The following is a 14,339-nucleotide window of genomic DNA, read 5'->3' on the forward strand; positions in this document are numbered from 1 at the left end:
CCTGTATCAATCAAATGGATAAAAGAAAATTTGGGCACAGAGGGATTTTGGTATGTTAACTTATAGAAAGCCGACGAAAAATTTGTGGAAATCAGAAACTGTTTTCATGGCATTTGTAGTTGCTTTGATGACGGAGATGTTTGGTTGACCATTTTTAATTTTTCTTGTCTCTTCAATTTTTGATGTTCCAATTATATCAAAAAAATATTTTGAAGCATTTGGGCATCTGCCAGCAAAGATCGGGACATTGATAAGTATCATTGGACTATTTTTAATTTCAGCTGGCGGGGCAGAAATTCATAAAATGGGGGGCTTGTAACTGATGGAATTTATGAGTTCATACGCCATCCTCAATACACTGGAATTTTTCTTGTTGCATTCGGGTGGCTTATACACTGATCATCGCTGGTAACTTTATGCCCTGTTCTGGTTGGAGCTTATATTTGGCTTTCAATTCAAGAGGAGAAGGAACTTGTTGAGGTTTATGGTCAAACTTACATTGAATATGCAAGTAAAACGAAGAGATTTATCCCGTATCTTTCAAGAAAAAGTTTTGATGGTTTAGCTATTATTTTTATTATTCGTTATTACGGTTTCCGAGAACCTCGTTAATAAGTTAACATTTGTGATTTTGAATATCTAATTGATTTACAATCACTTTCCCTTGCTCTGACGCAAATCTTGACACATTGTCAGGGAGGTTCTCGGAAAAATCAGGGGTAAAAGTTAACACAAAAGGACTTGACTTTTGGGATAAAATTTATTATATTTAAGTGTGTGAATTAGTTTATTTAAAGTTTTGTTTTACCGTGGGTGTGAATCGAACCTGTGAGGGATTGAAACATGATTCGTACCTGGTTTTATTTGCGAATTTACTTAGTGTGAATCGAACCTGTGAGGGATTGAAACCTTTTGGTGAGTTTGGTATACCTCACGCAAATCACGTGTGAATCGAACCTGTGAGGGATTGAAACGGATGATGACGCGCTTGATCTTACTTTTGAAATTATTCGTGTGAATCGAACCTGTGAGGGATTGAAACTATCCCCAAGACCCCGCTTTGTCTAATTTTTTATCGTAGTGTGAATCGAACCTGTGAGGGATTGAAACAAAAAAACGTACCTGATATTTCGCCCACCAAACCAAGTGTGAATCGAACCTGTGAGGGATTGAAACTAAATTATTTTATTTATTTTTTTATACCTGTATACTTGTGTGAATCGAACCTGTGAGGGATTGAAACAACAAATCCTCTTTTTTGCGTTGTTTGTAAATTTTCTGTGTGAATCGAACCTGTGAGGGATTGAAACAAACCACATATAGGACAAGTTAAATTTTTAGTGCTGTGTGTGAATCGAACCTGTGAGGGATTGAAACCCGAATATTTCTTCGTTGAAAGTGTAATATCTTCTCATGTGTGAATCGAACCTGTGAGGGATTGAAACGTTTTTTTTGATTTAAGGTTGAAAAAAGAAGTTGACTGTGTGAATCGAACCTGTGAGGGATTGAAACTTGAATATATGTAAATAGTGAGATTCTGTTGTTGTGTGTGAATCGAACCTGTGAGGGATTGAAACGATCTTTAGCGTTCTTCAGGTAATAGAAATTGTTTAGTGTGTGAATCGAACCTGTGAGGGATTGAAACATGATAAATTCATCCCAGTGACGCCCGCTACCAGATTTGTGTGAATCGAACCTGTGAGGGATTGAAACAAAAGATAGACATATGCATCGTCAGGCGGTTCCGCGTGTGTGAATCGAACCTGTGAGGGATTGAAACGGCGCCAGCGACAATGGCTTTACTCGAAAAAATAACAGTGTGAATCGAACCTGTGAGGGATTGAAACGTCTATTTGCCCATCTTTTAAATCGTTGACAAAATCAGTGTGAATCGAACCTGTGAGGGATTGAAACTTTGTCTTGTCTGCAAATCTGGAGCTCCAAAAATTAGTGTGAATCGAACCTGTGAGGGATTGAAACAAATTAAAAGGCGTTAATCCAAAGTATTTATCTTCATGTGTGAATCGAACCTGTGAGGGATTGAAACACAAAGTTACTTACTTGCAAGACCTAAAGTTAATTTGTGTGAATCGAACCTGTGAGGGATTGAAACTACTGTATAATGCATATTCACAAACGCACGGAATTTGTGTGAATCGAACCTGTGAGGGATTGAAACAAATTTGATAGCCTTTTCAAAAATATCCATTGATTCCCGTGTGAATCGAACCTGTGAGGGATTGAAACAAATACGGATATATGATATTATTATAATAAAATTTAGTGTGAATCGAACCTGTGAGGGATTGAAACTCTTTCTTTACCTGCATTTCTCCTATTTCTGGGTTCGTGTGAATCGAACCTGTGAGGGATTGAAACTACTTTCGTTTCTTGTCGGTCGAACCTTTAAAATTCTTGTGTGAATCGAACCTGTGAGGGATTGAAACAACTGGCACGCCCAACACTGGATTAACATAATCTTTTCGTGTGAATCGAACCTGTGAGGGATTGAAACAGAAGTTGGGCAACAAACCCGCCACAATGAACGGATTGTGTGAATCGAACCTGTGAGGGATTGAAACATTGGTAATTGTTTCGTATAATTGTTTCGTAATGCTATGTGTGAATCGAACCTGTGAGGGATTGAAACTAATCAAGGACATTATATCGCCTCGCACCCTCAACCGTGTGAATCGAACCTGTGAGGGATTGAAACTCCTCTAACGCTTTTAATATTTCTTCCGTTAAACTTTGTGTGAATCGTACCTGTGAGGGATTGAAACGATATAGCCTTCTCGAGTAACGCTGTCTTCTTCAAAGTGTGAATCGTACCTGTGAGGGATTGAAACGCTGTTTTGCCAATGTGAAGAATTGAGGCAATTGCAAGTGTGAATCGAACCTGTGAGGGATTGAAACAGACGAACTAATTGAGCTTGATAGAAACCAGACCGCGTGTGAATCGAACCTGTGAGGGATTGAAACGTATATTTGTTTACAAACGAGGGAATTCTTGTATCAAGTGTGAATCGAACCTGTGAGGGATTGAAACATTTTCCCGTCAATCCCGATTACAATCAACATCTCCGGTGTGAATCGAACCTGTGAGGGATTGAAACAAAAAATCGCTAAGTTTTACTTTCCCATATGTTTCCAGTGTGAATCGAACCTGTGAGGGATTGAAACCTTGACTTTGTTTTTTTCAATTCAATTTTGTCTTGGTGTGAATCGAACCTGTGAGGGATTGAAACTTTGAAGCACTATAAAATGCATTTGCAAATGTTATGGCGTGTGAATCGAACCTGTGAGGGATTGAAACTCGCCTCTTTTGATTTCTTCATCAATAAGCTCTAAAATGTGTGAATCGAACCTGTGAGGGATTGAAACGTTAATTTCATATCTTTCCCTCCGTTTTTTTTTAGAATGTGTGAATCGAACCTGTGAGGGATTGAAACGATCTGCTTTATTCCTCATCTAAAAAAGCAGTAGAAGGTGTGAATCGAACCTGTGAGGGATTGAAACGTTATTTTTTCAATCAACTTCATATTTCTCCCTCCATGTGTGAATCGAACCTGTGAGGGATTGAAACACCCACCTTGAAAATTCAAAATCAGTTATGTCAACAGTGTGAATCGAACCTGTGAGGGATTAAAACTTGGAGTAAAAGGGTTTCGCACAAGTCCAACAACTGTTGAGACTCGGTTTGTGCGATATGATTTCATTCAGTCTAAAGTGATTGACACATTATCAGTGGTTGCTGGCAAAGATAACTAACATCCTTGGTATTCACCGGATGGTATTAAGATTGCATTTTTATCGGATAGTAAGCTTTGGTTAATGGACACTACAGGTTCAAATTTACAGCAGCTTACAACCCAAAACGTTGATTATACTTTTGGGTTGCTATTTAGTTGGAGTCCAGACGGCAAAAGCATAGTCTGTGCTGTTTATCATTCGCATGATTGGACTTGCTCTAACGGGGTGCTCTGGATGGTGGATACGGCAGGTATAAAGTGGCAACTAACATTTAACCCGAATTAACCAATTAAATGATAGGAAGGTGATGTTTTATGAGATGACTGCACACCAGTTCTAATAGCTTGGGATAAGAACAGACAAATGTTGAGCGTTTGATTTTAGGGGTCTTTGGATAAACTTGAAATTTTGGGTTGTATTTATTATATTTATACCTGCAAAAATACCGCGGGGTGGAGCAGCTGGTAGCTCGTCGGGCTCATAACCCGAAGGTCGCGGGTTCAAATCCCGCCCCCGCAACAAAATTTAAAAATTAAAAACTGGTTGAATTAAATGCCAAATCTTAAGTCCGCTGAAAGGAGAATGAGAAAATCTGAAAAAAGAAGGATGCGAAACAGACATTACAAGTCAATGATGAAAACATTTATTAAAAAAGTTAAAAACGCAGGGACGAAAGAAGAAGCTGAACTTATGTTGAAGAAGGTTTATTCAATTCTTGATAAGCTAGTTGCCAAGGGGATCATTCACAAAAACAGGGCAGCATCTTACAAATCTAAACTTGCACAGTTTGTCAACAACTTCCCTATAACTCAACCTCAACAGGCATAAAGTAAAAAAGTTTGGGGCAAAGGGCGGGTTTTAACCCGCCTTTTTTATTTTTAACAAGGGGGAAAATTAGAAAAGATGAAATTGTCACTTTCCAGTTTGGTTTTATAGGTTCAAGCTTGACTTCCCAGAAAATTCTTTTGTCATTTGTTTTGATTTTTTCAATTGATTATATTTGCTGAAAAATTTCAAGGCTGGGAAAGGTGAAAGTAGATATAAAATCCGTCCTTATCATAGGAAGTGGTCCAATCGTAGTGGGGCAAGCGTGTGAATTTGATTATTCGGGAACACAAGCTTGTAAAGTTTTAAAGCGTGAGGGTGTAAGAGTTATACTTGTCAATAACAATCCAGCTACTATAATGACTGATCCAGAATTTGCTGATGCAACTTATCTTGAACCATTAACACCATATTTTCTTGAAGAGATCATAAAGAGAGAAAGACCAGATGCAATTCTTCCAACGCTTGGGGGTCAAACCGCTTTAAATCTCGCAGTTCAACTTCACGAATTGGGAATTCTGCAGAAATATGGTGTTAAGCTTATAGGTTCAAGCATTGAAACAATAAAGAAAGCAGAGGATAGAGAACTTTTCAAGAGGTCAATGGGTAAAATTGGGCTTAAAGTCCCAGAGAGCACTTTTGTTCAAAGTGTTGAAGAGGGTTTAAAATTTGCTAAAGATATTGGCTTCCCATTGATTTTAAGACCAAGTTTTACACTTGGTGGAACCGGTGGGGGAATTGCGTATAATTTTGAAGATTTAGAGAAAAAGCTTGAAAGAGCTTTGATTGAAAGCCCGATCAAAAAAGTTTTAATTGAACGATCTTTAATTGGCTGGAAAGAGTATGAGCTTGAGGTTATGCGTGATAGAAAAGATAATTTTGTCGTTGTCTGCTCAATTGAAAATTTCCATCCGATGGGAGTTCACACAGGGGATTCAATCACAGTTGCACCTGCACAAACATTAACAGACAAAGAATATCAAAGGCTTCGTGATTATGCCAAGATGATAATGAGCGAGATTGGAGTTGAAACTGGTGGAGCGAACATTCAATTTGCGGTAAATCCCGATACTGGTGAAGTTTATGTCATTGAGATGAACCCTCGGGTTAGTAGGAGCTCAGCTCTTGCGAGCAAGGCAACTGGTTTTCCAATTGCGAAGATAGCGACGCTACTTGCCCTTGGATATACACTTGATGAAATTCAAAATGACATCACAAAGAAAACGCCAGCATCTTTTGAACCATCAATTGATTATTGCGTCGTCAAGATACCAAGATGGGACTTTGAAAAATTTAAAGAGGTTGATGATGTGCTCGGGGTTCAAATGAAATCAGTTGGCGAGGTCATGGCAATTGGAAGAAATTTTAAATCTGCATTTCAAAAAGCTATAAGATCACTTGAAATTGACAGATTTGGGTTTGGGTGTGATGGGAAGGATGAAATTCAAACTCTTGAAGATGCTAAAATTTTAAGGGGAAAAATCATTGAGCGATTAAAACTAAACAAATGGGATAGTTTTTTCTGGATAAGATATGCTTTTATGGCTGGTTTAACTGTTGATGAAGTTTATGAGTTGACGGGAATTGATAAATGGTTTCTTCATAACTTAAGAGAAATTCTTGAGATTGAGGATGAGTTAAGGAGGGTTTCTAACATTTTCAAGCTTGCCGAAGAAGAACCGTTATCCGCGAGGGAAATAATTTTAAAAGCAAAGAGAAACGGATTTTCAGACAGACAGCTTGCGTTTATATGGGGTGAAAGTGAAAGCACGATAAGAAATTTAAGGAAAAAACTTAACATCACACCTGTTTACAAAGCTGTTGACACATGTTCTGCGGAATTTGAGTCTTACACCCCATATTTTTATTCAACTTATGAATTTGAAAATGAATCAGTTCCAACAGATAGAAGAAAAATCTTGATCATTGGAAGTGGTCCAAATAGAATTGGTCAGGGGATTGAATTTGATTATACGAATGTTCATGCTGTTTTTGCTCTCAAAGAGGAGGGTTATGAAACGATAATGGTCAATTGTAATCCAGAGACGGTCTCAACGGACTATGATACAGCGGATAGATTGTATTTTGAACCTATAACTTTTGAGGATGTTATGAACATAATTGAACTTGAGAAACCGGATGGGGTTATAATAAGTTTTGGCGGTCAAACTCCACTTAAACTTGCGAAATCTTTTGAAGCAAATGGTGTAAAAATTCTTGGCACCTCGCCCCAAAGTATAGATATAGCAGAAGACAGAGGTAAATTTACAAAATTGCTTGATGAACTCGGGATAAATTATCCACCCTGTGGGTATGCTCGCTCAATTGATGAAGCTGTTGAAACAGCTGATAAAATTGGTTTTCCTGTTTTAGTTCGTCCATCTTATGTTCTCGGGGGAAGAGCAATGAAAATAATTTATTCAAAAGATTCATTAGCTGATTATTTGAGAAGTGAAATTGGGATCTCCTGGGAGAACCCTGTTTTAATAGATCAATTTCTTGAGGATGCGTTTGAATTTGATGTTGATGCAATATGTGATGGGGAAAAGGTTTTAGTTATGGGGATAATGGAACATATAGAGGAGGCTGGAATTCACTCCGGTGATAGTTCATGTGTTTTCCCGCCGATTATGGCGGAGGATGACACAGTTGAAAAGATAATTGAATACACATGGAAAATTGCACTTGCTTTGAAAGTTGTCGGTTTGATAAACATTCAATTCGCAGAAAAAGATGGTAAGGTTTATGTCCTTGAGGCAAATCCACGATCGTCAAGAACAGTCCCATTTATAAGTAAAGCAACGGGTATCCCATTCGCTAAGATTGCAACTAAAGTTCTCGTCAAAAGTTCTGACGCTGTAATTGAAGAGTTTAATCTTCGTGATCTTAACTTAAAAAGTATCGCTCTCAAGGCTTGTAAAGCACCCGTTTTTTCATTTTCAAAATTTCCAAATGTAAATGTTTTCTTGGGTCCAGAGATGAGGTCAACGGGTGAAGTTATAGGTTTATCTTATTCTTTCGGTGAATCTTTTGCTAAGGCGCAGATTGGAGCTGGAAACAACTTACCGACATCTGGAGCTGTTTTGATAAGTGTAAACGATAGGGATAAGAATTTCAAAACGATTAAAATCGCAAAGGAATTTGTCAATCTTGGCTTTAAGATAATTGCAACAGATGGAACGGCAAAGTTTTTGAACGCAAGTGGGATTGAAGCCGAAAAAGTTTATAAAGTAAACGAGGGACATCCCGATATTGTTGATTACATAAAGGCTGGGAAAATAAACTTCATCATAAATACACCGCTTGGAGAAGTTTCAAGGTTTGATGAGTTTGCAATTGGCAGGAGCGCAATTGAATATAAAATTCCATTTGTCACAACTCTTTCAGCAGGTTTGAGCGCAGTTGAAGCAATTAAAAGGTTGAGGCAAGAAAGGTTAACGGTGAAAAGTTTACAAGAGTATCATATGGAAATAAATCTTGAAATATCAAAATGAAAAAGGCAAAACTTGCTTTTGAAAATGGCGTCGTGGTTGAAGGAATAAATTTTGGCGCCGAGGGTGAGACAACAGGTGAGGTTGTTTTTAATACTTCTTTGACCGGATATCAAGAGGCTATAACTGATCCATCGTATAAAGGACAAATTTTAATTTTTACAAATCCATTGATCGGAAACTATGGTGTAAATGAAGAAGATATTGAGTCAAGGGCTCCACAGGTTGCTGGTGTTGTCGTTTATGAAATTTCAAAGCTTTACAGCAACTGGCGGGCAACAGATTCACTTGAAAATTATCTGAAAAAGCATGGCGTTGTTGGAATTTCTGGTGTTGATACAAGATTTCTTGTAAGGCAGATAAGAGAAAAAGGAGCGATGCGTGGAGTTATATCAACAATTGATTTAGACGATCAAAGCTTGATAACGAAGGCGAGATCAGTTGCAGAAATGAACGGACTTGATCTTGCAATTTCTGTTACTGGAAATGAAAGTTATTTCTTTTCAAAAATTAATGAGGCGAAATTTTTCGTTGTCGTTTATGATTTCGGCGTAAAATTTAACATTATGAGGAAATTAAAAAATCTTGGTTGTAATCTTTTAGTTGTCCCTGCAAATACCAGTGCTGACCATGTTTTATCTTTAAATCCAGACGGGATTGTTCTTTCAAACGGACCAGGCGATCCATCCGCTTTAACTTATGCAGTAGAGAATATAAGAAAGCTTATTGGTAAAAAGCCAATTCTTGGAATTTGTCTTGGGCATCAACTTCTTGGGCTTGCAATTGGTGGAAAAACATATAAAATGAAATTCGGGCATCGTGGTTCAAATCATCCCGTCAAAAATTTGATCACCGGTAAAATTGAGATAACCTCTCAAAATCACGGTTTTGCAATTGACCCTGATTCAATAAAAAGCACAACAGCCGAGGTCACACACATAAGTTTAAATGATGGAACTATTGAAGGGATGAGATTAAAAGATTTTCCTGCTTTTTCGGTTCAATATCACCCCGAGGCGTCGCCAGGACCACATGATAGTGGTTATATTTTTGAGGAATTTGTTAATTTGATGAAAAGTTGGGAAGTGTGATTTTGTTTTTGTTTTTATGTGATTTAAATTTTTTTAAAGGCAAAAGAAAAATTTCACAATATGAGCGTCGTTTTAAGTTTCCCACCTGAAAAGAGGATAATTGACATAAGGAAGGAGATAGAGAACAGGATAAAGGCGGGGAAATTTGATTCCTTTATTTACATCGTGCCGACGCGAAGGAAGATAAGGGAATTGAGAAGGGAACTTCTTGAGTTCTCAAGGAATGAGGTGGCTCCAGATCTTAATCTTTTCACGCTTGAGCTTTTTGCGAGAAGTTTGTATTACTCCGCAAAACTTGAAAAGCCAAAATATCTTATATCTGAGACGATTCAGTCACTTGTCTTTCAAACTGCAATTGAAAAGGTGATTGAAGAACTTGTGTATTTCAAGCCACCAGGGCAAATAGCTCGGAGGGAACTTCCAATTGGGACGATAAATAAAATCATTGATACGATAGTTGGTCTTAAGGAAGATGGGATTTATCCTGCGAGATTGCGTGATGAAATTGAAAAGGTTGAAAAAGATGAGGATAGGATGAAGCTCAGCGATCTTGTTAAAATTTATGAACAGTATGAGACTCTTTTAATGAGCAATGGATTCATTGATGTCCCCGGGATTTTCAAGGAGTTAAATTATATACTCAATTCTGAAAATGTTAATTCGGTTTTCAGGGGTGCGTTTTACAATGTTGATTCAATTTTCATTGAAGGTTTCTCAATGTTTCGCTTGCCAGAGATAGAATTCATAAAAATTCTCACAAAAGTTCATGACCTCTCAATTATCATAATGTTTGATTACTTTGAAAGAAATGACAATCTGTTCGGGCATCTTACCGACTGCTATACCAAATTCATAGATGCTGGATTTAAAAGGTATGAGATAAGACCAAGGACGGAAAACGATAGATTTGCAAGGCACATTAACAAATACCTTTTCAATTACATTGGTTCAACACTTGATGTAAAATACGATGCTAAAAAGAGCGTAACACTGATTGAAGCAAGGGACAGGATAGATGAGGTCAGAACCATAGCACGGGTGATAAAGAAAATTGTAAGTGAAAGACCGGACATTGATTTGAGCAAAATTTGCGTCGCAACATATAGACCGGAAAAATATACAAATCTTTTCAGGGAAATTTTTGCTGTTTATGGAATCCCGGCAAACATAACGGATAGATTTTATCTTGAGCGTTCTCCTCTTGTTTCGTCAATAATTTCTCTTCTTGAAATTCCAATTAATGATTACAGGATAAGTGAGATAATAAAAGTTTTGATGAGCCCATATTTTAATTTTTCAGCTATCGTTGGGAGGCAATTAAAGTCGGAGAATATATATTCTGTTTCAAAGGAACTTAAGATCAAAAGCGGGAGGGAATTCTGGTGTGAAAGGGTTAAGAAACGAGTTGAGATAATAAAATCAAGAATTGAAACAACAAATGATCGGGATGAATATGAACAACTTTTGAGGGAGAAGAAACTTTTTGAGGATGCACTTGCGGATTATACCGATCTCATGGAAAAAGTTGTTGATGAGTTTAATGCCCTGATGACCCCGTCCGAATTTAAAGATAAACTTCATAGAGTTCTTGCTGAACTTAAAGTTCATGAGCAAATTTTGAAGGTCCCGAGAAGAGTTGCAACTCATGATGAAATTGAAAGAGATGCAAGAGCGTATCAAAAATTTATGGAGGTTGTTGATGAGTTGCTTGAGGTTTTTGAATTTAACATGAGGAAAAGAGAAAGATACAGTTTGAATTATTATGTTGATTTGATCAAAAAAGCCTTGCCAAGGGTTCGCTATAACATAAGGCAAAAATATGGATACGGAATTTATGTTACAACACTTGAGGAGACAAGGGGTTTGAATTTTGATGTGATGATAATCGCAGGACTTGTTGATACGGAATTTCCTTCAGTGTATGAGCCAGAAGTTTTTTTAAGTGAAGGCTTAAGGAAGACGAAAAAAATGCATAGATTTGATGAACGCTATCTTTTCTACCAAGGCGTCGTTAATTTTAAATCACATCTTTACTTGACCTATCCAAAGACCGATGCGGAAAACGAGCTTGTGAGGTCAAGGTTTATTGATTCACTTGAGCAAGTAATTGATTTTGAGAAAGTTGATTCATCAGCTTTTAAAGATGGAATTTTCTCAAGCGATGAGCTTTATGAACGTTACGGGAGATTCCTAAAGTTTAATTCTGGAGAACTTAACACATTTGACTTTGTATCCGAGAAGTTTAAGAGGCTTGTTGAAAATTATGGGGACAAGCTCAAATATATTTTTGACATCTCAAAGATAAATTTGAACAGAAGCGAATTACATTCGGAGGACTATCTTGAATATGAAGGGATTATAAGACCAGTTTATGATGAGGAGAAGAAGAAACTTGGTGAGCAGGAAGATAAAATTTTTTCTATTTCACAAATTGAGACATACGGTAAATGTCCATATAGATATTTCGTTGAAAGGGTTCTTGCGCTTGAAGGTTTTGAAGAGATTGAAGAATTTCTTACTCCAATTGAAAGAGGGATACTTTATCATGAGGTTCTTTACGAATTTTATACAAGATGGCGTGAAACTGGCAAGAGTATTTCAGAAGATAAGGAAAGCGCAACTGAATTAATTAAAAAGATAGCCAGGGAAAAGGCGAAGGAATTTGAAATAAATCATCCCTTGTGGAGGGTTGAATTGAAAGAGCTTGAACAAAGCATGGTTGAGTTTATTTCAAAAGAAGCGGAGATGAATTTGAAGTTGAGTTTTAAACCAGCTTATTTTGAAGTTGCATTTGGTCCGAGGGTTGGAATAAGAAGAAGCAGTGATAAGGAGCTTTCAACGATTGAACCAGTTCAACTTGGAGGGGTGAAAATTCAGGGTAAAATTGATAGAGTTGATGTGAGCGGTGAGGAGTTCATAATCTATGATTATAAAACGGGCAAAGTTAATGTAAAAGAAGAGGAGATTGAGAAGGGGATTCATCTTCAAATTCCGCTTTACATAAGAATTGCGGAGGAAATTTTTAAAAAACAAGGTAAGGAAATGAAAGGAGTTGGTGGATATAATTATGTTGTTCGTCGTAATGTTGGAAGAAAAGCAGTGATAGCTCAAGAAAAGGCTAAGTCGGGCAAGGAAAGAAGCAATTATTTTAATCAGAATGAGTTCAATGATAAAATTAATAATTCAGTTGGTAAAGTTCGTGAATTTGTTGACAAGATAGCCAAGGGTAAATTTAATTTGACGGAGCATGATGATATGTTGGGGAGTATATGTGGAAATTGTGCGTATATTGAAATTTGCAGGATAAATGAAGTTAAATTCGGGGTTCAAATAAAAAAATGGGGCTGAACATGACGGGGCGAGTTATATTTGATATTGAAACATCTGGATTTCCAATTGAGGTTTTTGATTCGGCGCAGTATGAGTATTTGATGAAATTTGCAGAGGAGGAAGAAAGCGAAGAGAAGCGTGAGAAAGAAAGGGCAAAGGTAATTGAAAGGTTAAACCTTTATCCTTTGACTGCGCAAGTTGTGGCAATTGGGATGTTGAATGTTGATTCATCTCAAGGTGTGGTGCTTTATCAAGCAAATGAGAAAGAAGAATGGGTGCAGGAAATTGATAAGGTGCTCAACATTTTTGCTCCAGATGAAATTAGGAAAGATAAAGTTAAGATAAAATTTGTTTCCGGGACTGAGGTGGAGATAATCCAAAAGTTCTGGGAATATATTTCAAAGTTCAAGATATTTATAACATTTAACGGGCGTGGGTTTGATTGTCCATTTTTGATGTTGAGGTCAGCGATTTTGGGTATAAAGCCAAGCCGTGATCTTATGGAATATAACAGGGCGAAGCGTGAACCACATATTGATCTTCTTGATGAATTTACATTCTTCGGGATCACAAGAAAATTTTCGCTTGATTTTTATTGTAAAGTTTTCAATATAGAAAGTCCAAAATCCCATGGTATAACGGGGCATGATGTGAATCAATTGTTCAATGAGGGGAGGTTCAGGGATATATAGCTCAATATTGTATGTATGATTTAATTGCGGAGGCGGAGTTATTTTTCAGATGGGAACAGTTTTTAAATCCAAAAAACATTGGAAGCAATAGCTATTTATGAGGTTGACGGAATCACAAGAGAAAGTTATAAAATCGCCTAAACATTTATCTGTCACTGCGGGTGCTGGCTCCGGAAAGACCACCGTTTTAATTGAAAAGTATATCAAAATCCTTGAAGACCTTGTTGAGTCAAGGGTCGGCAAGGGCATATCAGTTGAAGATTTAAGTGATATAGTTGAAAGCATAGTTGTTATAACTTTTACTGAAAAAGCCGGGAGTGAGTTGAGGGAAAGAGCGACGGAAGCGATAGAGCGAAGAATAAAAGAAGCGAGGGAGAAAAATGATATTAAGATGTTGAAGGTATTTGAAGAGTTAAGAGATGCGATGCCCTCTGCTGTGATTGGGACAATTCACTCTTTTTGTGCCCGAATCCTTCGGGAGTTCGCGGTGACGGCGGGGGTTGATCCTAACTTTACAATCCTTGAAGGAGCAGAAAGGGATCAGGTGATTGATATAATAATTGAGGACAAGATAAAGGAATTCTTAAAACAGGAAAGTGAAGAATCCGAACGACTTTTCGGGATAATTGAACGTATGAAGATAAACAACTTTTACAGGTTCATCAAGAAACTTATCTCTTCAAGGGAACTTGTGGAGAAAGTCAAGCGTGATATTTATCTTGCCAAGAGCGATGATGAAATAATTGATATGTGGAGGGATAAAATTTTTGAGTATGTTTTGAGGGTTTTTGAGGGAAGCAAAATGGCAAATGCGCTTAGAAGTTTGAGCGGACATATTTTTGAGGGCGATGTTGAATTTCGCAACCGTGCAAATGAGTTTGATGAGGCAATTAAAAATGAAGATGTTAAAAGTGCATACAGGATTTTTATAAATGTTTTTTTTAACATTTTTACCAAGAAGAATGAACCTCGGAAGGAAGAGGTTCTTGAACCATTGAGTAAGAAATCAGTAGAGGTGCAGAGGGAAATTTGGAAAGTGCTTGAGGTTATTAAAAGGGTTTATAATGATATAAAAGATTTACAACTTGATAAATTTGACGAATTTAAAGAGTTTCACCGTCAGTATATTAAAGATACGAGGTTGATTATTTCGCTTT

Annotated in this window: 8 protein-coding genes, 1 tRNA gene, 1 pseudogene and 1 CRISPR repeat array; of the genes and pseudogenes, 9 read left to right on the plus strand and 1 reads right to left on the minus strand. The window is 37.2% G+C overall.

The genetic code is table 11. The features are described from left to right. Positions 1-60: 60 nt before the first annotated feature. Entirely contained in the window at positions 61-261 is a 201-nt protein-coding gene (locus AT685_RS04430; RefSeq protein WP_072151716.1) for a hypothetical protein, read from the minus strand. 57 nt (positions 262-318) lie between these two features. Here AT685_RS04430 and AT685_RS08750 point away from each other — a divergent pair. The 9 genes and pseudogenes from AT685_RS08750 to AT685_RS04480 form a co-directional block, all read left to right on the plus strand. Further along, a pseudogene (locus tag AT685_RS08750) lies at positions 319-399 on the plus strand (methyltransferase family protein); the annotation flags it as partial. 414 nt (positions 400-813) lie between these two features. After that, a CRISPR array of direct repeats spans positions 814-3,652; the repeat unit is 30 nt; unit sequence GTGTGAATCGAACCTGTGAGGGATTGAAAC. A gap of 182 nt (positions 3,653-3,834) precedes the next feature. After that, entirely contained in the window at positions 3,835-4,038 is a 204-nt protein-coding gene (locus tag AT685_RS04445) for a TolB-like translocation protein (RefSeq protein WP_072151717.1), read from the plus strand. 161 nt (positions 4,039-4,199) lie between these two features. Next, positions 4,200-4,272: transfer RNA gene (locus AT685_RS04450), tRNA-Met, on the plus strand. Between the two features lie 33 nt (positions 4,273-4,305). After that, positions 4,306-4,581 (plus strand): 30S ribosomal protein S20, encoded by a 276-nt coding sequence (rpsT, locus tag AT685_RS04455; protein ID WP_072150543.1) that lies wholly within the window; start codon positions 4,306-4,308, stop codon positions 4,579-4,581. A 200-nt stretch (positions 4,582-4,781) separates the two neighbouring features. Beyond that, the gene (gene carB, locus AT685_RS04460) at positions 4,782-8,072 is read left to right on the plus strand and encodes a carbamoyl-phosphate synthase large subunit (protein WP_072151718.1); all 3,291 of its coding nucleotides are present in this window, start codon (positions 4,782-4,784) and stop codon (positions 8,070-8,072) included. After that, complete coding sequence (carA, locus tag AT685_RS04465) at positions 8,069-9,160, plus strand: glutamine-hydrolyzing carbamoyl-phosphate synthase small subunit (protein WP_072149953.1); 1,092 nt, start codon at positions 8,069-8,071, stop codon at positions 9,158-9,160. Before carB ends, carA begins: the two co-directional genes overlap by 4 nt. 60 nt (positions 9,161-9,220) lie before the next feature. Then, positions 9,221-12,508 (plus strand): PD-(D/E)XK nuclease family protein, encoded by a 3,288-nt coding sequence (locus AT685_RS04470; protein ID WP_072151719.1) that lies wholly within the window; start codon positions 9,221-9,223, stop codon positions 12,506-12,508. A 2-nt stretch (positions 12,509-12,510) separates the two neighbouring features. Next, a complete protein-coding gene (locus AT685_RS04475; RefSeq protein WP_159420478.1) occupies positions 12,511-13,182 on the plus strand; it encodes a ribonuclease H-like domain-containing protein in 672 nt (223 codons plus the stop codon). A 97-nt stretch (positions 13,183-13,279) separates the two neighbouring features. Next, positions 13,280-14,339 (plus strand): UvrD-helicase domain-containing protein (locus tag AT685_RS04480; protein ID WP_159420479.1); only part of this gene is annotated, 1,060 nt, incomplete at its 3' end.

The sequence above is a fragment of the Candidatus Kryptobacter tengchongensis genome (assembly GCF_001458555.1).
In the GTDB taxonomy this organism is placed as follows: domain Bacteria; phylum Bacteroidota; class Ignavibacteria; order Kryptoniales; family Kryptoniaceae; genus Kryptonium; species Kryptonium tengchongense.